24 protein-coding genes and 1 riboswitch are annotated in these 20,178 nt (G+C 46.0%); of the genes, 21 read left to right on the top strand and 3 right to left on the bottom strand.

The features are described 5' to 3' along the window. Nucleotides 1–30: 30 nt before the first annotated feature. The gene (locus AADZ70_RS06760) at nt 31–933 is read right to left on the bottom strand and encodes a DUF1002 domain-containing protein (RefSeq protein WP_016939151.1); all 903 of its coding nucleotides are present in this window, start codon (nt 931–933) and stop codon (nt 31–33) included. A gap of 283 nt (nt 934–1,216) precedes the next feature. Between AADZ70_RS06760 and AADZ70_RS06755 the strand changes: the two genes are divergently transcribed. The 9 genes from AADZ70_RS06755 to ribT all read left to right on the top strand — a co-directional run bounded on the left by AADZ70_RS06755 (nt 1,217) and on the right by ribT (nt 7,877). After that, nucleotides 1,217–1,648, top strand: a complete 432-nt coding sequence (locus AADZ70_RS06755; protein WP_038463262.1) for a peptidylprolyl isomerase — start codon at nt 1,217–1,219, stop codon at nt 1,646–1,648. A gap of 150 nt (nt 1,649–1,798) precedes the next feature. Next, nucleotides 1,799–2,290, top strand: coding sequence for a CcdC protein domain-containing protein (locus tag AADZ70_RS06750; RefSeq protein WP_016939148.1), 492 nt, complete (start codon nt 1,799–1,801; stop codon nt 2,288–2,290). Nucleotides 2,291–2,370: 80 nt separating this feature from the next. Beyond that, on the top strand, nt 2,371–2,946 hold the full coding sequence (gene lepB, locus AADZ70_RS06745) for a signal peptidase I (RefSeq protein ID WP_032864909.1): 576 nt from the start codon (nt 2,371–2,373) through the stop codon (nt 2,944–2,946). Nucleotides 2,947–3,192: 246 nt separating this feature from the next. Then, nucleotides 3,193–3,537: a hypothetical protein gene (locus AADZ70_RS06740; protein WP_049628716.1), complete on the top strand. Its 345-nt coding sequence runs from the start codon at nt 3,193–3,195 to the stop codon at nt 3,535–3,537. Nucleotides 3,538–3,656: 119 nt separating this feature from the next. Continuing rightward, nucleotides 3,657–3,803, top strand: a riboswitch (FMN riboswitch). Nucleotides 3,804–3,934: 131 nt separating this feature from the next. Then, complete coding sequence (gene ribD / locus AADZ70_RS06735) at nt 3,935–5,050, top strand: bifunctional diaminohydroxyphosphoribosylaminopyrimidine deaminase/5-amino-6-(5-phosphoribosylamino)uracil reductase RibD (RefSeq protein WP_342007903.1); 1,116 nt, start codon at nt 3,935–3,937, stop codon at nt 5,048–5,050. Next, nucleotides 5,031–5,678, top strand: a complete 648-nt coding sequence (gene ribE / locus AADZ70_RS06730) for a riboflavin synthase (RefSeq protein ID WP_045925494.1) — start codon at nt 5,031–5,033, stop codon at nt 5,676–5,678. Before ribD ends, ribE (AADZ70_RS06730) begins: the two co-directional genes overlap by 20 nt. A gap of 14 nt (nt 5,679–5,692) precedes the next feature. After that, nucleotides 5,693–6,889, top strand: a complete 1,197-nt coding sequence (locus tag AADZ70_RS06725; RefSeq protein WP_045925493.1) for a bifunctional 3,4-dihydroxy-2-butanone-4-phosphate synthase/GTP cyclohydrolase II — start codon at nt 5,693–5,695, stop codon at nt 6,887–6,889. A gap of 32 nt (nt 6,890–6,921) precedes the next feature. Beyond that, nucleotides 6,922–7,386, top strand: a complete 465-nt coding sequence (gene ribE, locus AADZ70_RS06720) for a 6,7-dimethyl-8-ribityllumazine synthase (protein WP_003153372.1) — start codon at nt 6,922–6,924, stop codon at nt 7,384–7,386. A gap of 116 nt (nt 7,387–7,502) precedes the next feature. Then, the gene (ribT, locus tag AADZ70_RS06715; RefSeq protein ID WP_003153373.1) at nt 7,503–7,877 is read left to right on the top strand and encodes a GNAT family N-acetyltransferase RibT; all 375 of its coding nucleotides are present in this window, start codon (nt 7,503–7,505) and stop codon (nt 7,875–7,877) included. A 65-nt stretch (nt 7,878–7,942) separates the two neighbouring features. Here the strand turns inward: ribT and AADZ70_RS06710 are convergent, their stop codons facing one another. Together AADZ70_RS06710 and AADZ70_RS06705 are read right to left on the bottom strand one after the other, a co-directional pair. Next, nucleotides 7,943–8,464: a DUF309 domain-containing protein gene (locus tag AADZ70_RS06710; protein ID WP_047475701.1), complete on the bottom strand. Its 522-nt coding sequence runs from the start codon at nt 8,462–8,464 to the stop codon at nt 7,943–7,945. Between the two features lie 86 nt (nt 8,465–8,550). After that, nucleotides 8,551–8,640 (bottom strand): YjcZ family sporulation protein, encoded by a 90-nt coding sequence (locus AADZ70_RS06705; RefSeq protein ID WP_016939141.1) that lies wholly within the window; start codon nt 8,638–8,640, stop codon nt 8,551–8,553. Between the two features lie 208 nt (nt 8,641–8,848). Here AADZ70_RS06705 and AADZ70_RS06700 point away from each other — a divergent pair, with 208 nt between their 5' ends. From AADZ70_RS06700 to AADZ70_RS06645, 12 genes are all read left to right on the top strand, one after another. Continuing rightward, nucleotides 8,849–9,604 carry a segregation/condensation protein A gene (locus AADZ70_RS06700; RefSeq protein ID WP_016939140.1) on the top strand — a complete coding sequence of 252 codons (756 nt, stop codon included), beginning with the start codon at nt 8,849–8,851 and terminating at the stop codon, nt 9,602–9,604. Next, a complete protein-coding gene (gene scpB / locus AADZ70_RS06695; protein ID WP_342007902.1) occupies nt 9,594–10,187 on the top strand; it encodes an SMC-Scp complex subunit ScpB in 594 nt (197 codons plus the stop codon). Before AADZ70_RS06700 ends, scpB begins: the two co-directional genes overlap by 11 nt. 90 nt (nt 10,188–10,277) lie before the next feature. Continuing rightward, entirely contained in the window at nt 10,278–10,763 is a 486-nt protein-coding gene (locus AADZ70_RS06690) for a DUF3907 family protein (RefSeq protein WP_045925491.1), read from the top strand. A gap of 113 nt (nt 10,764–10,876) precedes the next feature. Then, complete coding sequence (locus AADZ70_RS06685; RefSeq protein WP_342007901.1) at nt 10,877–12,028, top strand: D-alanyl-D-alanine carboxypeptidase family protein; 1,152 nt, start codon at nt 10,877–10,879, stop codon at nt 12,026–12,028. Further along, entirely contained in the window at nt 12,016–12,606 is a 591-nt protein-coding gene (locus AADZ70_RS06680; RefSeq protein ID WP_003153385.1) for a nucleoside recognition domain-containing protein, read from the top strand. The genes AADZ70_RS06685 and AADZ70_RS06680 overlap by 13 nt, the downstream gene beginning before the upstream one ends. 4 nt (nt 12,607–12,610) lie before the next feature. After that, nucleotides 12,611–13,147 carry a spore maturation protein SpmB gene (gene spmB, locus AADZ70_RS06675; RefSeq protein ID WP_003153387.1) on the top strand — a complete coding sequence of 179 codons (537 nt, stop codon included), beginning with the start codon at nt 12,611–12,613 and terminating at the stop codon, nt 13,145–13,147. A 92-nt stretch (nt 13,148–13,239) separates the two neighbouring features. Next, nucleotides 13,240–13,974 (top strand): 23S rRNA pseudouridine(2605) synthase RluB, encoded by a 735-nt coding sequence (gene rluB / locus AADZ70_RS06670; RefSeq protein ID WP_016939136.1) that lies wholly within the window; start codon nt 13,240–13,242, stop codon nt 13,972–13,974. An 84-nt stretch (nt 13,975–14,058) separates the two neighbouring features. Next, a complete protein-coding gene (locus tag AADZ70_RS06665) occupies nt 14,059–14,598 on the top strand; it encodes a thiol-disulfide oxidoreductase ResA (RefSeq protein WP_047475705.1) in 540 nt (179 codons plus the stop codon). Further along, the gene (locus AADZ70_RS06660; protein ID WP_095241741.1) at nt 14,595–16,223 is read left to right on the top strand and encodes a cytochrome c biogenesis protein ResB; all 1,629 of its coding nucleotides are present in this window, start codon (nt 14,595–14,597) and stop codon (nt 16,221–16,223) included. The genes AADZ70_RS06665 and AADZ70_RS06660 overlap by 4 nt, the downstream gene beginning before the upstream one ends. Before the next feature lie 18 nt (nt 16,224–16,241). After that, entirely contained in the window at nt 16,242–17,417 is a 1,176-nt protein-coding gene (gene ccsB / locus AADZ70_RS06655) for a c-type cytochrome biogenesis protein CcsB (protein ID WP_342007900.1), read from the top strand. A gap of 80 nt (nt 17,418–17,497) precedes the next feature. Next, nucleotides 17,498–18,220: a DNA-binding response regulator ResD gene (gene resD / locus AADZ70_RS06650; RefSeq protein ID WP_045925486.1), complete on the top strand. Its 723-nt coding sequence runs from the start codon at nt 17,498–17,500 to the stop codon at nt 18,218–18,220. Continuing rightward, entirely contained in the window at nt 18,217–19,998 is a 1,782-nt protein-coding gene (locus tag AADZ70_RS06645; RefSeq protein ID WP_016939132.1) for an ATP-binding protein, read from the top strand. The genes resD and AADZ70_RS06645 overlap by 4 nt, the downstream gene beginning before the upstream one ends. Nucleotides 19,999–20,178: the final 180 nt, after the last annotated feature.

The raw sequence follows: 20,178 nt of genomic DNA, 5'->3' as shown, positions 1-20,178 counted from the left end.
GGGACAATGGAGTCCGGTCTCTTTTTTGTCTCAGCTGTTTGAAGAAGTTGATCCGCTGTCTCCTGTAAATACAGACACGATCGCATTCCAAATTGAAGCGAAGAAATCAATGACTTTTTGGATAAAGCTTTTGCCTTCATCGGATTGAATGAATTTTGTGATTTTGTCTTTTGCCTTATCGAGCTGATTGCCGACTTGGCCCCAATCAATCTTGGCATTTTTCATTTTATTAAACAATGAAACTAACTGGTCTTTTTGAGCGTCAGTCAGTGTAATGTTAAGGTTTGATGCCGCATCATCGACTTTTTTTTCGATTCCTTCTTTTGTATCGGGCACACCGTTTTTCGCAAAATCGTCTTTAATGTTTGCGATAAGCGCGGAGGCGTTTTTATCTCCGATTTTTTCCCCGAGATTTGAAGTTGTAACAAGCTCTTGGTTGGCGACCTGTTTTACGTCTTCTGAAATCGCTTTGTCTGATGACACTTCATACGCCTTAATGATTCCTGTCAATGCGGCGGTTCCTGATACCTCAAACGGCGCCGTCACGTATACTTTTGCATCTTTCACGCCTGCTGTCATCAGGGCGTTTAAGTACATCTCATCCGTAATGGAATCAATATTATGGGTTTGGACGTCAAGTCCGGACCCTTTCTTTTCCACCGTGATGGATGATGAAGAAATGGCTCTTGTGCCGATTTGGGCATTCGATATATATTTTCCCAGATATTCATGTTCTTCTTTATTCGTGACTGTCACCTTTGTCGCGTTATCAGGGACATTTAATTCGTCAAGCACTTTCTGACGGTCTGCGTTTGACAGATCTGCCCCCAGTGTGACGATAACATCTCCGACTGCGGCATCGGCCAGGCTGATTTTCGGTATTGTGCACAATACTGCGGCCGCCGCCAGCAATCCAATCCACATTTTTTTCAAAGCGGTTAACCTCCTTCTTTTCACAAATGCCGTTTTGAAGCGGTTTGTGAGGGACTGCGTGAAGCAGTTCCGTTACATAGACGGCTGTGAAGCTGTTCTGGTTTCATTTTCTTTCTTTGGAAGCGGGGAGATTCGTTTTCCGGCTGAAGGTGTGGTATAATAGCCGCGAAAAGAAGAGCAGACGCATCTTCCTTCAAAAGAATATCAAAAAGAAAGCCGGCTTACAATTGAAATTCATATTGAAGAAGGCTTTGACAAAAAACATATGGAAGTAGGAATGAGAATGAAAACTGGTTACATCGAAATGGAGAACGGCAGCAGAATCGAATTTGAACTTTATCCGAATGAAGCGCCTAATACAGTCGCTAACTTTGAAAACCTGGCGAATACAGGCTTCTACGACGGCGTTATTTTCCACCGCGTGATTCCGGGCTTTGTCAGCCAAGGCGGAGATCCGACTGGGACAGGCATGGGCGGAAGCGGAAAAACGATCAAATGTGAAACAGAAGGCAATCCGCATAAGCACGAAGCCGGTTCTTTATCAATGGCGCATGCCGGTAAAGACACGGGTTCAAGCCAATTCTTCATCGTACATGAGCCGCAGCCGCATTTAAACGGCGTTCATACTGTATTCGGAAAAGTGACAAGCGGTTTAGAGCACGCGAAAAACATGTCTAACGGAGACAAAATGAAAGAAGTCCGTGTAGAAGGTTAATGACGGAAAAACCCGCCTTTTGGAGGCGGGTTTTTTTATGTATATGAAAATTCTCATGTGTAAATCATGAAAAAATACATATATGAACTTCGGCAGTCACTCTGGTATAGTGTAAAAGACCGATTACAAGAATGAAAAGAGGTAAAAACGTTGGTTCAATTGGCAACCGTTTTATTTGTCATTATCATTATCGCACTTATTTTTTGGTTCAGGCTGAAAAAAGGAAACAGGCCGATTAAAGGCGGCGGCTTCGGCATCATTCTCCCGCTTTTGATTATCGCCGTCATTTTTTCATTGAGCATCAGCCAGCTCATGAATATCCCCGGAAAGCCGTTTCATCTTCCCGCTGTTTGGGAGCTCGCCATCGCCGGGCTGTTAGGCGCAGTATTTGGCTTCATCATGCTGTCGCAAACCGCATATGAAATCCGGGAAGACGGCTTTGTGTACTCTAAGCGGAATAAAAACTTTAAATATGTCATTATCGCGATTATTGCGATCCGTATCGTGCTCAGTCAATATTTCAAAAACATTGACGCCACGGAATTTGCCGTTTTAACAATGGAGCTTGCTTTTGTGTATTTGTGCATTTGGCGGATCGGAAGCTTCGTAAAATACCGTAAAATCAGCAGATCCGGCTTATAAAATGAAAAAAATGGATGAGGTGCGGGGCTTATTTGCCCTCTGTGCAGGGATTCATGGTAAAATAAAAACGACCATGGCTAATGGGAGGAAATCACTTGAAATCAGAAAAAGAAAAAACTTCTAAAAAAAGCGCCGTACTTGATTGGGCGAAAGCCATTATCATCGCTGTCGTTCTCGCATTGCTCATCCGCAACTTTTTATTTGCTCCTTATCTCGTTGACGGAAGATCAATGGAACCGACGCTGCATGACCGCGAGAGAATCTTTGTCAATATGACGGTCAAATACATAAGCGACTTCAAACGCGGCCAGATCGTCGTTCTGAACGGAGAAAATGAACACTATGTCAAACGGATTATCGGACTTCCCGGCGACACGGTGCAAATGAAAAACGACCAGCTGTACATCAACGGCAAAAAAGTGTCCGAACCGTATTTAGCGGCAAACAAGAAAAAAGCGAAGCAAGGCGGCTATGACCGTCTGACGGAAGACTTCGGCCCGGTGAAAGTGCCGGACGACAAATATTTCGTCATGGGTGATAACCGCAGAGAATCTATGGACAGCCGCAACGGCCTCGGTCTTTTTACGAAAAAACAAATCGCGGGCACATCAAAATTCGTCTTCTTCCCGTTTAACGAAATCCGCAAGACGAAATAAACCGTACGGCAGTTTTCTTTATGAGAAAACTGCTTTTTTTTATATAAATTAATCTCCCCACCCACAAAAACAGAACATAAATTCGTATATCTATTTAATAGATAGAAAGTTTTACAGATACATGAAACATCTTCCCTTGACGAAACGTTATATGAATAACTCACGCAGGGAAGAACGGTTTTCTATTCATGAAAAAAAGGAATATGACATAGTAATGAATAGATTGATACGGCTGGAGGTAGAAAAATGGGAAGAATTAAAACAAAAGCAGCCATTTTACTTGTACTGCTGCTGTTATTGGCGGGCGGTTTTATGGTCATAAACGATATTGAGCTGAAAGACGTGCCGACGGCTATCGGACAAACCCTGTCTCAAGAAAAAGAAGAATATACAGTGAAAACATATAAAATTACGAAAATAGAAGGAACCGAATACCACGGCACGGCAGCAAACGGCACAAAAATCATTTTTAACGGCGACAAGCTGAAGCAGGATCTTTCCGACGTGAAACAAGGAGATAAGATTAAAGCGTATTTCAGCAAATCAAATCGGATTGACGGCTTATTGAAGGTTGTTAAAGTAAACGAATAAATAAAGGCGCCTTTTTGGGAAAGGGGCGCTTTTTATTTTTTCTGAAAAAGCGGGTGCAAATTCATTGCGCCTGCCGCAAAGGATGTTATAATAGCGGATAAGGACAAAAAAATATTGATTGTATCCTTCGGGGCTGGGTGAAAATCCCGACCGGCGGTAATAAGGCGTTTTGCGCTTTACAGCCCGTGACCCGTATGCATCTGTATACGGTGGATTCAGTGAAAAGCTGAAGCCGACAGTGAAAGTCTGGATGGGAGAAGGATGAGAGAAGCTATGCAAAAAATAATCATACTGTATAGTCTTATTTCCTATGGATTAAAACTGGCAAAGCCCCGAACTGTGTAAACATTCGGGGCTTTTTTGACGCCAAATTGCGTGGAAGAAGGGAGGGATAACGATGGAAGAATATTATATGAATACGGCAATAGAGCTTGCCAGACGCGGTGAAGGGCAGACGCAGTCCAATCCCCTTGTCGGTGCTGTCGTCGTCAAAAACGGCCAGATCGTCGGAATGGGCGCCCATTTGCAATACGGAGAAGCCCATGCGGAAGTGCACGCGATCAATATGGCAGGCAGTCACACAAAAGACGCAGATATGTATGTGACGCTGGAGCCTTGCAGCCATTACGGAAAAACACCGCCATGCGCCGAACTGATGATAAAGTCGGGGATAAAAAGGGTATTTGTCGCTATGACGGATCCAAATCCGCTAGTCGCCGGAAAAGGCATCAGAATGCTGGAAGCAGCGGGCATCGAAGTGAAAACCGGAATTCTCAGGCAGCAGGCAGAAGAGCTGAATAAAATGTTTCTTCACTTCATGAGGACCGGACTTCCGTATGTCACCTTGAAAGCGGCCGCAAGCCTTGACGGGAAAACAGCGACTGAAACCGGTGACAGCAAATGGATTACTTCAGAGGCGGCAAGGCTTGATGCCCAGCAATACAGGAAATCGCATCAAAGCATTCTTGTCGGAGCAGGCACAGTCAAAGCCGATAATCCGAGCCTGACCTGCAGGCTGCCCGGTGCGGTCAAGCAGCCGGTCAGAGTCATTCTCGATACAAAGCTGACCATTCCGGAAACGGCAAATGTGGTCACTGACGGCGCCGCGCCGACATGGATATTTACGGCCAAAGACGCTGACGTGCAAAAGAAAGAGCGGCTGACCGCACTCGGAATAAAAGTCTTTTCGCTTGAAACAGACCGCATTCACATTCCTGAGGTGCTCAGCATTCTCGCTGAAAACGGCATAATGTCCGTTTATGTGGAAGGCGGCGCATCCGTACACGGAAGTTTTGTCAAGGAAGGCTGTTTCGAGGAGCTTCATTTCTATTTCGCCCCTAAATTAATCGGAGGAACGTTTGCTCCCAGCTTGATCTCCGGTGAAGGTTTTCAATCAATGAAAGATGTCCCCCATTTACAATTCACTCAAATCACCCAAATCGGGCCGGATATAAAACTGACGGCCATACCTAAAGACGGAAAGGATGGTGACGATGTTTACAGGAATCGTTGAAGAAACAGGCACGATCCAAGCAATCAAAAAGACAGGCCTTTCCATGGCATTAACCATCGCCGCTTCAAAAGTGACAAGCGATGTGAAACTTGGCGACAGCATCGCGGTAAACGGCATCTGCCTGACCGTAACCGGATTTTCTGATAATCAATTTACGGTTGATGTCATGCCGGAAACCGTAAAAGCCACTTCGCTGAACGGCTTGTCAAAAGGCAGCAAAGTCAATCTGGAAAGAGCGATGTCCGCCAACGGACGCTTCGGCGGCCACTTTGTATCCGGGCATGTGGACGGAACGGCGGAAATTACCCGGATTGAGAAAAAAAGCAACGCGGTTTATTACGATCTGAAACTTTCGCCTGAATTGACGAAAACGCTCGTCTTGAAAGGTTCAATTACGGTAGACGGCGTGAGCCTGACGATTTTCGGTTTATCAGACGAAAGCGTGACGGTATCTGTTATTCCGCATACCATCTCAGAAACGATTTTTCAGACGAAAACAGTCGGCTCGACCGTAAATATTGAGTGTGACATGATCGGCAAATACTTATACCGCTTTTTGCACAAAACAGAACAAACGAAAAGCAATCAAACGATCACAGAAGCTTTTTTAAGCGAGAACGGCTTTTAGAAAGGAAGATCAATATGTTTCATCCAATAGAAGAGGCGTTAGAGGCGCTGAAAAAAGGTGAAGTCATCATCGTTGTCGATGATGAAGACAGAGAAAATGAAGGAGATTTCGTAGCGCTCGCTGAGCATGCCACACCTGAAGTGGTCAATTTTATGGCGACCCATGGGAGGGGCCTGATCTGCACGCCGCTTTCTGAAGATATTGCCGCCCGGCTGGATCTTCACCCGATGGTCGATCATAATACGGACTCACATGAAACCGCGTTTACGGTCAGCATTGACCACAGACTGACAAAAACAGGAATCAGCGCTCAAGAACGTTCTTTTACGATTCAGGCGCTGTTGAACGAGGAATCTGTGTCTGACGATTTTCAGCGTCCGGGCCACATTTTTCCCTTAATCGCAAAAAAAGGAGGCGTCCTGAAGCGGGCGGGCCACACGGAAGCAGCCGTTGACCTTGCAAAAGCATGCGGCTCTCAAGGAGCGGGCGTCATTTGTGAAATTATGAATGAAGACGGCACAATGGCCAGAGTGCCGGAGTTATCAGAAATCGCCAAACGCCACCGGCTGAAAATGATTACGATAAAAGACTTAATAGAATACCGTTACAACATTACGACACTTGTGAACCGAGAAGTTGACATTACGCTGCCGACTGACTTCGGCACGTTCCGGGTTTACGGATATACAAACGAGGTTGACGGAAAAGAACACCTCGCCTTTGTTATGGGCGATGTCCCGTTTAGCAGCGAACCCGTTCTTGTCAGAGTGCACTCAGAATGCCTGACGGGCGATGTGTTTGCATCCCACCGCTGTGATTGCGGGCCTCAGCTTCATGCCGCGCTTGCGCAAATTGCCGAAGCGGGCCGAGGCGTCTTATTGTATTTGCGTCAGGAAGGAAGAGGAATCGGTTTAATCAATAAGCTGAAAGCGTATCGATTGCAGGAAGAGGGGTATGACACGGTTGAAGCGAACGAAGCGCTCGGCTTTCTGCCTGACCTGCGCAACTACGGGATCGGCGCCCAGATTCTCCGCGATTTGGGGGTTCAGCATATGAAACTTTTAACCAATAACCCCCGGAAAATCGCCGGCCTTGAAGGATACGGACTGAGCATTTCAGAACGGGTGCCGCTTCAAATGGAGGCGGGTGAGCATAACAGGAATTATTTACAAACCAAAATGAACAAACTCGGACACTTGCTTCATTTCTAAAAACAAATCTCACAAAAAAGGATGGATAACATATGAATATCATACAAGGTAACTTAGTAGGAACAGGACTTAAAATCGGAATCGTCGTCGGCAGATTTAATGAATTTATTACGAGCAAGCTGTTAAGCGGAGCGGAAGATACATTGCTTCGCCACGGTGTAGAATCAAATGACATTGACGTTGCTTGGGTGCCGGGAGCGTTTGAAATCCCGTTTGCGGCAAAAAAAATGGCGGAAACGAAAAAATACGATGCCGTAATTACACTCGGCACGGTGATCAGAGGAGCGACAACGCATTATGACTATGTCTGCAACGAAGCGGCAAAAGGCATCGCTCAAGCGGGCACGGCGACGGGCGTCCCGGTTATCTTCGGTATCGTAACGACTGAAACCATTGAGCAGGCGATCGAACGCGCAGGAACAAAAGCCGGAAATAAGGGAGCGGATTGCGCAGTATCCGCCATTGAAATGGCGAATCTAAACCGTTCATTTGAATAATTTGTTGAAAAGCGTTTAAAACAGCGGCGAAAATGATATAATGTGAGGAAACGGATCGCCTTTATTCATCCGTTTGCTAGGACATGAATGGACATTTTGGATATAGAGGGGTTTTTATGTTAATTCGTTATAAAAAATCGTTTGAAAAGATTGCAATGGGTCTTCTGTCATTTATGCCGAATGAAAAAGATCTCAAGCAGCTTCAGCAGACAATAAAGGACTATGAAACGGATACTGGCCGCCAGCTCTTTCTTTGGAAAGAGGATGAAGATATCGTCGGAGCGATCGGAGTTGAAAAAAAAGACTCAGAGGTTGAAATCCGCCATATCAGCGTGAATCCTTCTCACCGCCATCAAGGAATCGGAAAGCAAATGATGGACGCCTTAAAACGTCTGTTCAAAACGGAGGCACTCGTTCCGAATGAATTAACGCAAAGCTTTTTTGAACGCTGTCAACATCAAAAAGATCAGGATATTTCATATAATAACTGACAAATGCTCCCGGAATCTTCACGGTTTCGGGAGCTGTTTTTATGCAGAAAAAGCAGGGCTGTCCGTCAGCCTCTGCTTTTTTTTCTTCTCTCCATTTCCCGTTCGCGTTCCTTAATGACATCCGTCCTGTCCCGCAGGCGGTGTTTATGAATAAGAAAGGTATCTGATACGCCGGCCTGCCCCCATGTATAGCCTTTGCGGCGGCATTCGGCAAGACACGCTTCTTTCAGAGTGTCATCTGTAATCGGCAGCATAACACTTTTGTAAGGCCGGCCGGCTTTTATATCGTCTGACAGCGATTCTATCAGCTCTATCAGCTTTGGATGGCTGAGGCCGAGAGAGCTGACAGCCTGTTTTTCAGCCCTCAGAATGCGTAAGCTGTTGGCGATCAGCCGTTTCGCTCCGGCTTCATTTCCCCTCCGCTGGTGATACAGAGCGACGGCTAGCTGAATCAGGCCGACCCAATGAATGCTCCGCTCCTCAGGCGGGCTTTCTTTCCAATATTCTTCTAACAGTTCATGACACTCAAAATAATCTCTTGATGCGTGAAATTCGGCCAAAAAGCCGATATAAGCTTTTGGATACAAGCCGCTTCCTCCTTTTGCTAAAACCAGTGTACCACAGCGTTATGAAAAGGAAAAAAAGAGCGGCTTGGTGTCTGAAACGTGAAGAACTAGCAGATATAAGATGCCCCTACGACAATAAGCAAAATAAACAGAACGACAATTAATGCAAAACCTCCGCCGAAACAAGCTCCGCCCATCTGAAATCAGCCTCCCTTTGTTTCATGTTTACACGGCTATCATATGTGCATCCGCCTTTAAAGGTATAGGCGTATACCTTCTTTTTTCAGTATTTTCTAAATAACGAAGCACAATTAGAAAAGTATTGGACGAGAGCATTTCGGTGGATTATACTAAAGGGTAGCCAGTTTTTCCGGCAATGAGAGTGATATTGAAAATGGTGAGATAATGGTAGAATATCAAGTGAAAATTGATACGTTTGAAGGCCCATTGGACCTGCTGCTTCATCTGATTAACCGTCTTGAAATCGACATATACGACATACCCGTGGCAACCATTACTGAACAATATTTATTATATGTACATACAATGCAAGTGCTTGAACTTGATGTCGCCAGTGAATATCTGGTCATGGCGGCGACGCTTCTCAGCATTAAAAGCAGAATGCTGCTTCCAAAACAAGAGGAAGAGCTGTTTGAAGATGAAATGCTTGAAGAGGAAGACCCTCGGGACGAACTGATTGAAAAGCTGATTGAGTATAGAAAATATAAAACCGCTGCGAAGGATTTAAAAGAGCGGGAAGAAGAAAGACAAAAGTCATTTACAAAGCCGCCGAGTGATTTAAGTGAGTATGCAAAAGAAATCAAACAGACGGAGCAGAGGCTGTCGGTGACCGTTTATGACATGATCGGTGCGTTTCAAAAGGTGCTTCAGCGTAAAAAAATCTCGCGGCCGAAAGAAACCACCATTACAAGACAGGAAATACCGATTGAAGACAGAATGAACGAAATCGTAAAAAGCTTAAAGACGGCGGGAAGAAGAATCAACTTTACGGAGCTTTTTCCTTCTCGGCAAAAAGACCATCTCGTCGTGACGTTTTTAGCCGTTCTGGAGCTGATGAAGAATCAGCAGATTATCATCGAACAGGAAGAAAACTTTTCAGATATATACATTACGGGGAGTGAATCCATTCATGGCGCTTGATATCGTGAATTGGACAGCGATTGTGGAGGCCCTGCTGTACGCGGCGGGTGATGAAGGGCTGACCAAAAAGCAATTGGTGACGGTGCTTGAAATAGAAGAAGCGGAACTGGCCGGAATCATGGAAGAAGTGGCCGCCCAGTACAAGGAAGACGGCAGGGGCATTGAGCTGACCGAATATGCGGATACGTATATGCTTGCAACGAAAAAAGAATTCGTGCCTTATTTGAAAAAATTAATCGAGGTGCCGTCAAAGGGACTGTCACAGGCTTCTTTAGAAGTGCTGGCGATCGTTTCATACAAGCAGCCGATTACACGGGCGGAAATTGAAGATATCCGGGGCGTGAAGTCTGAGCGGATTCTGCACAGTCTCGTGTCAAAAGCGCTGCTGTGTGAGGTGGGACGCGCCGACGGTCCCGGCCGGGCGATTTTATACGGCACGACCCCGGTATTTCTTGAACAATTCGGCTTGAAAACACTGGACGAGCTTCCGCCTCTTCCTGAAAATGCGGAAGAAGACGTTCTCCATGAGGAAGCCGACTTATTCTTTGAAAACTTCAACCAAACTTTTGAGGATATTAAATAATAACGGTTTTTCATCATACGATAATAGGGAAAGGCCATTGATGAATAACGCAAATTGACGAAGTACAAGAGAGGAAGGAAACGGACGGAAATGGGAAATTCGATTGTGAGGGCCCATACTGAAGAAACTGGTGAATTTTTAGCCGAGGTTGTCACGATGGTCAACAGTTATTTAAATCATACGACATTACCGGAAATGCAGGCTTCTGGAAAGGCGGATGAGGCATACTGCCGCGACGTGCTCAGTGTGCTGAGAAGGATGACCGTCTTTTGCGAAGGCGCCCAGGAAGCCTGCCGCCGGCTCTTAATACAGGAGCCGTTTCATGAGTCGAGAGCGGAAAAAACGCTTTATAAAGTGTATCATCAGTGCGTGGAAGAATTTTTCATGCCGAAAAAGGATACGTGGTACGAAAACAGCCGCGCCGCTTATACAGGCCAAAGTGCGATTGAATTTTATCAGCATGTGCCCGATTCGCTGCGGAGCCTTCTGCTTTCACTGAGCAGTGAGTTTCTGCGCATGCGTGAAGAATTGGCGCAATATGAAGCATCAGGCTCGAATATGGTATCATCCAGATAAAAAACTCTCCCAAAAGGGAGAGTTTTTTTACGTAAAAGAGATGCAATTGGTATTCATAAGTCATGGACATGCGCATAAACTTGTACAAACCCACAACAAGGACGTGAGCATTCATGCGCTTTCTCAAAAAAGCTGCCGTATTTCTTTTGACTTTTGTTATTTTGTTTTCCATTACAGACGGAAATACGGCACATGCCCAAATACATGTCAGCGCAAAAAGCGCAATTATTATCGACGGTGCATCAGGCAGGGTGTTGTTTGCTAAGGACGAACACCATAAGCGGCGGATCGCGAGCATTACGAAAATCATGACGGCGGTGCTGGCGATTGAATCAGGGAAGATGGAAGAGATGGTGACGGTTTCGCCGAATGCCGTAAAAACGGAAGGCTCAGCCATTTATCTTCAGCCGGGACAAAAAGTGAAACTGAAAGATCTCGTTTACGGGCTTATGCTGAGGTCGGGAAATGACGCCGCTGCGGCCATTGCTGAATATGTCGGCGGAAGTCTTGACGGTTTTGTATTTATGATGAACCAAAAAGCCGAGCAAATCGGAATGAAAAATACAAAATTTCAAAACCCCCACGGGCTGGACGACCATGAAAATTTATATTCAACGGCGTATGATATGGCCCTTTTGACTAAATACGCGATGAAGATCAAGGAATACCGGACTGTTTCGGGCACCAAAGTGTATAAAGCGGAAACGATGGACCGGGTATGGAAAAATAAAAACAAGCTTCTGACAGGGCTTTATCGTTACAGCACAGGCGGAAAAACGGGTTACACAAAAATCGCGAAACGGACACTCGTTTCGACGGCTTCAAAAGACGGAACGGATCTTATCGCAGTCACCATAAATGATCCGGATGACTGGGATGACCATATGAATATGTTTAATTATGTCTTTGAGCACTATAAAACCTATATCGTCGCCAAAAAAGGCGGCATCCCGAAGCTGAAAAAGACGTTTTACGGAAAACACGCTTTTATTTCCCGGGATGTCAAGTATTTGTTAAAAGAGGATGAAATCGATGATGTGAAAATCAGCACAACCTTAATAAAGCCGAAAAAAGCCTGGAAAAAGGATGCTTCTCTCATTCCTGATGTCGTCGGCCGGATGACTGTTATGCTTGATGGGAAAGTGATCGCCAAGGTCCCCGTCTATTATGAAAACGAGCACCTTAAAAAACCGAAAAAGCATTTCATTGAAACGTTTACGAGCCTGTTTATGAGCGCGGCGGGCGGTTCAGCATGGTCAATTTAATCTGGGTCTGTCTGACGGTAATCGGACTGGTCTTTGCGATGTTTAACGGAACCTTGCAGGATGTGAATGAAGCGGTTTTTAAAGGAGCAAAAGAAGCGGTTACGATCTCGTTCGGATTAATGAGCGTCCTCGTGTTCTGGCTCGGACTGATGAAAATAGCTGAGCAGTCCGGTCTTTTGGATATATTCAGCAGAATGTGCCGTCCGTTTATTTCTAAGCTGTTTCCTGATATCCCCCCTGATCATCCGGCAATGGGATACATCTTATCAAATCTCATGGCAAACTTTTTTGGATTGGGAAACGCGGCGACGCCCCTCGGCATTAAAGCCATGGAGCAGATGAAAAAGCTGAACGGAGGCAAGTCTGAGGCCAGCCGTTCCATGATTACCTTTTTGGCGGTAAATACTTCGAGCATTACATTGATACCGACAACCGTCATTGCCGTCCGCATGGCTTATTCGGCGAAATCACCGACCGATATCGTCGGACCGACCATCTTAGCGACTTTAATTTCGGGTATCGGCGCGATTTTCATTGACCGCTACTTCTGGTACCGCCGCAAAAGAAAAGGGAGGTAAGCGAATGGAAATGGTGAATTGGCTGTCTTTAGCCATGATTCCGATTATTATCGCCGGTATATTGATATACGGCACGATCAAAAAAGTGCCGACTTATGAATCATTCGTTGAAGGCGGAAAAGAAGGAATTGAGATTGCGTTTTCCATCATTCCGTATTTGGTCGGGATGCTTGTGGCGATAACCGTATTCCGAGCCTCGGGCGCGCTTGATTTTGTCATGGGGCTCTGCAAGCCTTTCTTTACGGCGCTCGGCATTCCCGCAGAGGTCGTGCCGCTTGCTCTGATCCGTCCGATTTCGGGTACGGCGGCGCTCGGCATGACGACGGATTTGATCGCCGTGTACGGGCCTGATTCATTTATCGGCAGACTGGCGTCGGTCATGCAGGGATCGACTGACACGACGCTGTATGTCCTGACTGTGTATTTCGGTGCGGTCGGCATCAAAAAAATGGGGGATGCTTTAAAGGTTGGTCTTCTTGCTGATTTGATCGGGGTGGTTGCATCAATCATCATAGTTACGTTATTATTTGGAAGCGCCTGATTGAGGCGCTTTTTATATATCAGAATAATGCTCCTTGAAAAAGCTTGTTTGTTCAAGGGGAAAAAAGTAAGATTATACTTGAGGTGAACGACATGGAAAGACTGCAAAAAGTTATTGCTCATGCCGGCGTGGCATCACGCAGAAAGGCAGAAGAGCTGATAAAAGAAGGAAAAGTAAAGGTGAATGGAAAAGTAATAACAGAGCTCGGCGTAAAAGTGACCGGTTCTGATCAGATTGAAGTAAACGGATTAAAGGTGGAGCGGGAAGAACCCGTGTACTTTCTGCTTTATAAACCGAGAGGAGTGATCTCAGCTTCTGATGACGATAAAGGGCGGAAAGTGGTAACCGACTTTTTCAAAGAAGTGCCGCAGCGTATTTATCCGATCGGCAGACTTGATTATGATACGAGCGGTCTTTTATTACTGACAAATGACGGCGAGTTTGCCAACAAACTCATGCACCCGAAATACGAAATTGATAAGACGTACGTCGCCAAAGTGAAGGGGATTCCTTCCAAGGAACTTCTGCGGAAGCTTGAGCGCGGCATTCAGCTTGAAGAAGGCAAGACAGCGCCGGCCAGAGCGAAAATGCTTTCTCTGGACAAAAGAAAGCAGACGAGCATTATTCAGCTGACAATTCATGAAGGACGGAACAGACAGGTCCGCCGCATGTTTGAGGCGATCGGTCATGACGTGCTGAAGCTCAAACGTGAAGAATACGCCTTTTTAGATTTAAGAGGCCTTCACACAGGAGACGCAAGAGAATTGACGCCGCATGAGGTGAAAAGGCTGCGGGCTTTAGCTGAACACGGTAAAAACGCTTTCTAATTTTCACATAACCTTCAAAAATTACAAAACGCGAAGATGATATAATTGAATGGATTTGCAGGCAGGGGAGGGGAGCAGTGTACAATGAACAAAAAACGGCGGCGTTTATTCATTCGGACCGGCATCCTTCTCATCTTACTCTGCGCGCTCGGATATACCGTCTATCATGCTGTTTACTCAAACGGCGAGCGTATATCTGAGGGGTCCAAAGCCCCGAATTTCGCGCTGAAAGATACAGAGGGCAGACTCATAGAACTGAGTCAGTTAAAAGGAAAAGGTGTTTTTCTGAATTTCTGGGGAACGTGGTGCGAGCCGTGCAAGCAGGAATTTCCCTATATGGAGAATCAATACAAGCATTTTAAAGACCTCGGTGTCGAAGTGATTGCGGTAAATGTCGGCGAATCAAAAATTGCAGTACATAATTTTATGAAAACATACGGCGTCAATTTCCCTGTTGCGCTTGATACTGACCGGCAAGTGCTGGACGCGTACGGCGTTTCGCCTATCCCGACGACATTTTTGATCAATCCCGACGGAAAAGTCGTGAAAGTGGTGACCGGCACGATGACAGAACGCATGGTTCATGACTATATGAATTTAATTAAGCCGGAGGCGTCTTCATGAAAAAGGTCAAATGTGAATGCGGACACGTGAATCCAGCCGGGACGGTATTGTGCGAGTCATGCGGAAAGCCGCTTGATGATCAAAAGTCGCCGCTTGCCGATATGCGGTACGACGGCAGCGCAAGACGTTCGCAAACATATAACAAAACAATTGTAGATAAGGTATGGAATTTCTTTTCTTCCGTTAAAGTCGGAATATGGCTGATCGTCATTACTCTGGCGGCGTCGGCATTCGGCACGGTTTTTCCGCAGGAAGCTTATCTGCCGCCGGGCGCTCAGCCGGATACATACTATGAACAGCAGTACGGCACAATCGGCCAATTGTATTATCTGCTGGGGTTTCATCACCTGTACGGTTCATGGTGGTATATGCTCTTGATCGCATCAATCGGCGTATCACTTGTCATCTGCAGCCTGGATCGGGTGATTCCGTTGTACAGGGCGCTGAAAAACCAAGGCGTTCAGCGGAATCCGGTCTTTTTAAGGCGGCAGCGTCTATACAGCCGGACAGAAACTGAGCTGAGCAGGGATACGGCTGATGGCATCAGAACACGATTGAAAAAAAAGCATTATAGAGTGCGGGAACAAGAGGGAAGTATTCTCGCAGAAAAGGGCCGTTTTTCAAGGTGGGGCCCCTACGTTAATCATATCGGCCTGATCATTTTTCTGATCGGAGCCATGCTGAGATTTGTACCCGGTATGTACGTCGATGAAACGCTCTGGGTCCGTGAAGGCGAAACCGCCCAGATTCCCGGCACCGACGGCCAATATTACTTAAAAAACAACCGGTTCACCATGGAGACGTATAATAAAAACACTGAGAAAAAAGTATTCGCCGATGCCATTGACAGAGCCGGAAACGGCAAAGTCGCAAAATCCTTCACAACGGATGCGGTTTTGTACAAGAGGGAGGGCGACATCGTATTCGGTGAAAAGCCAAAGCTTAAAAGAGTCAAAGAAAACGATATCCGCGTCAATGAACCGCTGCGGTTTGACTCCTATTCTGTGTATCAGGTGGACTATAAAGAAAACCAGCTCGATCGGATGGTATTCCAGCTGATCGACCAAAAAACAAAACGGTCATTCGGCAAACTGAAGATCAATCTTCTTGATCCCGACACGGACTATGATCTTGGTAACGGTTACAAAGTGCAGATTGCCAGTTATCTTCCCGATTTTTATTTTAATAAGGACGGCGAACCGAGCACGAAAACAAAGGTCCCAAACAATCCGGCTTTCGTCTTTAAAGTCACGGCTCCTGACAAGCCGAAAGGGGAGAAAAGCTTTGTTGCGATTCAGCAGACTGTTGAAGGTTCCGCAAATAACAAGTACAAATTAAAATTCGACCATGTGGAAACGAAAAACATTACAGGTCTCACCGTCAGAAAAGACTTAACCTTATGGGTGCTTGCCGTCGGGGGCGCGATCTTTATGATCGGTGTCATTCAAGGGATGTACTGGCAGCACAGAAGGATCTGGATCAAAACCGGTGACAGCGAAGTGCTTGTGGCAGGACATACGAACAAAAACTGGTTCGGTTTGAAAAAGGATATCGGATATGTTCTTAGCGGGACGGAGATTAAAGAACCGGCCGATCAAAAAGAACTGGTCAAAAATCAGGCCTAATGAAAAAGGAGTGGTGTCATGGCGGAGCTGAGCGCAAATTTTCTTTATGTTGCCTTTTTGATTTATTTAATCGCCGTCCCGGTTTTCGGCGGCGCCATCCGGGGAACAAAAGGCGCAAAGGACAGTAAGGGCCGCTGGTCGGCTATCGGAATCACGTTAACCATTGTCGGATTTCTTTGCCATCTCGCCTACTTCATTGCGAGATGGTCGGCAAGCGGACATGCGCCTGTCAGCAATATGTTTGAATTTACAACGTCATTCGGCATGATGCTTGTTCTCGCTTTTATTATTATTTACTTTATTTACAGACTGCCGTCTTTAGGCATGTTCACATTGTCTGTCGCGCTTTTGCTGATCGCGTACGCAAGCATGTTTCCCACTGATATTACGCCGCTTATTCCGTCATTGCAGAGCAATTGGCTGTACATTCACGTCACGACGGCGGCGCTCGGGCAGGCGATTCTTGCGATCAGCTTTGTAGCTGGCGTCATTTTCCTGTTAAAGCATGTCGACCAGTCCAGACCGGGCAAAAAAACGTTCTGGCTCGAGTTCATCATGTTTATTATCGTGACGACCGTGGCATTTATCGCCGTCACCTCGGCATTCCGGCTGGCGGACTACAAAGCCGAATTTAATTGGGTGGATAAAAAAGACGCCAAAAGCGTCATGATATATGATATGCCTGCGCTTGTCGGCCCGCATGAGGGAGAACTGCTTACAGAAGGCGCGATGAAGCCGTTTATTGAGCTTCCGGCTATTTTTTCAGGCAGAAAGGTCAATACGGTGATCTGGTCGTTTGGCGCGGGTCTCGTCTTATACGGCGCCCTCAGACTGATATTCAGAAAGAGAATCAGCGCTCTTTTAAGCCCGCTCGTCAAAAATGTGAATCTGGACTTGGTAGATGAAGTCGGCTACCGCGCCGTTTCTATCGGCTTTCCGGTATTTACGCTCGGCGCGCTTGTGTTTGCGATGATCTGGGCGCAGCTTGCATGGACGCGTTTTTGGGGCTGGGACCCGAAAGAAGTATGGGCGCTGATCACCTTTTTATTTTACGCAGCGTACTTGCACTTGCGGCTGTCGAGAGGCTGGCATGGCGAAAAGTCCGCGTGGCTTGCCGTCATCGGTTTCGCCATTATTATGTTTAACTTAATTTTTGTGAATCTCGTGCTTGCCGGACTTCATTCGTACGCATAGAGCCGAAAGCCGATACAGTTCTCAAGCAGCCGTACAGTTTGTTAAAATGATAGTAACAGAAGGAAAGCAGGGGGAAAACGATGGATCAAACAAATGAAACTAAAATATTAGTAGTAGATGATGAAGCCAGAATTCGACGCCTTTTAAGAATGTACCTTGAACGGGAAAACTATGTGATTGAAGAAGCGGAAAACGGTGATGAGGCCATTAAAATGGGGCTGGCATCAGATTATGATCTGGTGCTTTTGGATTTAATGATGCCGGGAACGGACGGAATAGAAGTATGCCGGCAGCTCAGAGAAAAAAAAGCGACGCCGATTATCATGCTGACGGCAAAAGGGGAAGAAGCCAACCGCGTCCAGGGGTTTGAAGCTGGCACGGACGATTATATTGTGAAGCCTTTCAGCCCGAGAGAAGTGGTGCTCCGGGTAAAGGCGCTCTTAAGAAGAGCTTCCCAAACATCCTATCTGTCAGCCAATACGCCGACAAAAAATGTTCTTGTCTTTTCACATCTTTCTATCGATCACGATGCTCACAGAGTGACCGCAGACGGCACAGAGGTGAGCCTGACGCCGAAGGAATATGAATTGCTGTACTTCCTGGCAAAAACACCGGACAAAGTGTATGACAGAGAAAAACTTTTAAAAGAAGTGTGGCAGTATGAATTCTTCGGTGATCTCAGAACGGTTGACACTCATGTCAAACGGCTCCGTGAAAAATTAAACAAAGTATCCCCGGGAGCGGCGAAAAAAATTGTCACCGTCTGGGGAGTCGGATACAAATTTGAGGTAGGCGCTGAATGAAGTTTTGGAAAAGCGTAGTAGGAAAGCTTTGGTTTACCATTCTTTCACTCGTATTAATTGTTTTATTTATTTTAACGGTGCTGCTTCTGGAGTTTATAGAAAATTACCACGTAGAAGAAGCGGAAAAAGATTTAACGCAGCTTGCCGATAAAATTGCGGTCATTATAGAAAATCATGAAGACCAGCCGCTTGCCAGATCCATCACGTGGGAGCTGGCCGACAATTTAACGAGCATCGCGATCATTCAGGATGATAAGCATGTCTGGTATTCGCCCAATGACGATAATCATTTATCCTCTATTACATTGGAACAGATCAAACACGACCGGGATCTGCACAAGGCGCTGACAGACCGCAAAAAAGTAAGCAAACGCGCGGTGCCCAACAATGCCGGTTCGGATAACGAACGGCTGATCGTCGGAGTGCCTTATGAAAAAGACGGCAAAAAAGGCATGGTCTTTTTATCTCAGTCGCTGCTTGCCGTCAAAGATACGACGAAACATACGACACGCTATATTTTTCTTGCGGCGGGCATCGCCATCGTATTAACAACGTTTTTCGCCTTCTTCTTGTCCAGCAGGGTGACGTACCCGCTTCGGAAAATGCGGGAAGGCGCCCAGGATTTGGCGAAAGGAAAGTTTGATACAAAGATTCCGATTCTTACTCAAGATGAAATCGGGGAGCTTGCCATCGCCTTTAATCAGATGGGCCGGCAGCTCAATTTTCATATCAACGCGCTGAATCAGGAAAAAGAACAGCTGTCCAATATTTTAAGCAGTATGGCAGACGGAGTTATCACCATTAATATCGACGGCACCATTTTGGTGACTAACCCGCCGGCTGAACGCTTTCTGCAGGCCTGGTATTATGAGCAGAATATGAATATTAAAGAAGGCGATAATCTTCCGCCTGAGGCGAAAGAGCTTTTCCAAAATGCCGTGAGCACAGAAAAAGAGCAAATGATTGAGATGACGCTTCAAGGAAGGTCATGGGTTTTATTAATGTCGCCTCTTTATGCGGAATCACACGTCCGCGGCGCCGTAGCCGTGCTCCGTGATATGACCGAAGAGCGCAGGCTTGATAAGCTGCGTGAAGATTTCATTGCCAATGTCAGTCATGAACTCAGAACCCCGATTTCTATGTTGCAGGGATACAGCGAAGCAATAGTGGACGACATTGCAAGCACCGAAGAGGAGAAAAAAGAAATCGCGCAGATCATTTATGATGAATCCCTTCGCATGGGCCGGCTCGTCAATGATTTGCTGGATTTGGCCAGAATGGAATCCGGACATACGGGCCTGCATTATGAGACGGTGAATCTGCATGAATTTCTGGAGAAGATCTCCCGGAAATTCTCCGGTGTAGCGAAAGAAAAAGAGGTTTCGCTTACAGAAGACATTGCCGTGTCTCAGCCGGAGTGTGTTTTTGACGAAGACAAAATGGAGCAGGTGTTTACCAACCTTATAGATAATGCGCTGCGTCACACAGAGTCAGGCGGAAACGTTCATATCGCGGTTCAGACCGTGAAAGACGGTTTGAAAATCGATATTAAAGATTCCGGCTCGGGAATACCTGAAGAGGACCTGCCTTTTATTTTTGAACGTTTTTATAAAGCGGACAAGGCGAGAACAAGGGGCAGGGCAGGAACCGGACTAGGACTTGCCATCGTAAAAAATATTGTGGAAGCCCACGGCGGCTCAATTGCGGTGCACAGCAGCATTGACAAAGGAACGACATTTACATTTTATATTCCGACAAAAGTGCAGGATGGCGTCTGAAATTGACGAACAATCTTGTTCCATACGAAACACCCGCAGAACATGCGGGTGTTTTTGTTTATTTCTTCTTTAAAAAATTTAAGAATATGTTAATATAAATTCCCTTCCAAATTCCAGTTTCTCGTAATATAGTTGTAATGTAACTTTTCAACGCATTTTTACGACAAAAAAGTGAACGGA

The sequence above is a fragment of the Bacillus sp. YBsi01 genome, from assembly GCF_038406745.1.
Classification (GTDB): Bacteria; Bacillota; Bacilli; order Bacillales; family Bacillaceae; genus Bacillus; species Bacillus siamensis.
The sequence above is the reverse complement of the archived record's forward strand: the minus strand, read 5'-3'. Positions and strand labels throughout refer to the sequence as shown.

Coding starts and splice junctions, on each gene's coding strand:
- AADZ70_RS06755 (WP_038463262.1), top strand. CDS start 1,217: ATGAAAACTGGTTACATCGAAATGGAGAACGGCAGCAGAATCGAATTT.
- lepB (WP_032864909.1), top strand. CDS start 2,371: ATGGGAGGAAATCACTTGAAATCAGAAAAAGAAAAAACTTCTAAAAAA.
- AADZ70_RS06740 (WP_049628716.1), top strand. CDS start 3,193: ATGGGAAGAATTAAAACAAAAGCAGCCATTTTACTTGTACTGCTGCTG.
- ribD (WP_342007903.1), top strand. CDS start 3,935: ATGGAAGAATATTATATGAATACGGCAATAGAGCTTGCCAGACGCGGT.
- ribE (WP_045925494.1), top strand. CDS start 5,031: ATGTTTACAGGAATCGTTGAAGAAACAGGCACGATCCAAGCAATCAAA.
- AADZ70_RS06725 (WP_045925493.1), top strand. CDS start 5,693: ATGTTTCATCCAATAGAAGAGGCGTTAGAGGCGCTGAAAAAAGGTGAA.
- ribE (WP_003153372.1), top strand. CDS start 6,922: ATGAATATCATACAAGGTAACTTAGTAGGAACAGGACTTAAAATCGGA.
- ribT (WP_003153373.1), top strand. CDS start 7,503: ATGTTAATTCGTTATAAAAAATCGTTTGAAAAGATTGCAATGGGTCTT.
- AADZ70_RS06705 (WP_016939141.1), bottom strand. CDS start 8,640: ATGGGCGGAGCTTGTTTCGGCGGAGGTTTTGCATTAATTGTCGTTCTG.
- AADZ70_RS06700 (WP_016939140.1), top strand. CDS start 8,849: ATGGTAGAATATCAAGTGAAAATTGATACGTTTGAAGGCCCATTGGAC.
- scpB (WP_342007902.1), top strand. CDS start 9,594: ATGGCGCTTGATATCGTGAATTGGACAGCGATTGTGGAGGCCCTGCTG.
- AADZ70_RS06690 (WP_045925491.1), top strand. CDS start 10,278: ATGGGAAATTCGATTGTGAGGGCCCATACTGAAGAAACTGGTGAATTT.
- AADZ70_RS06685 (WP_342007901.1), top strand. CDS start 10,877: ATGCGCTTTCTCAAAAAAGCTGCCGTATTTCTTTTGACTTTTGTTATT.
- AADZ70_RS06680 (WP_003153385.1), top strand. CDS start 12,016: ATGGTCAATTTAATCTGGGTCTGTCTGACGGTAATCGGACTGGTCTTT.
- spmB (WP_003153387.1), top strand. CDS start 12,611: ATGGAAATGGTGAATTGGCTGTCTTTAGCCATGATTCCGATTATTATC.
- rluB (WP_016939136.1), top strand. CDS start 13,240: ATGGAAAGACTGCAAAAAGTTATTGCTCATGCCGGCGTGGCATCACGC.
- AADZ70_RS06665 (WP_047475705.1), top strand. CDS start 14,059: ATGAACAAAAAACGGCGGCGTTTATTCATTCGGACCGGCATCCTTCTC.
- AADZ70_RS06660 (WP_095241741.1), top strand. CDS start 14,595: ATGAAAAAGGTCAAATGTGAATGCGGACACGTGAATCCAGCCGGGACG.
- ccsB (WP_342007900.1), top strand. CDS start 16,242: ATGGCGGAGCTGAGCGCAAATTTTCTTTATGTTGCCTTTTTGATTTAT.
- resD (WP_045925486.1), top strand. CDS start 17,498: ATGGATCAAACAAATGAAACTAAAATATTAGTAGTAGATGATGAAGCC.
- AADZ70_RS06645 (WP_016939132.1), top strand. CDS start 18,217: ATGAAGTTTTGGAAAAGCGTAGTAGGAAAGCTTTGGTTTACCATTCTT.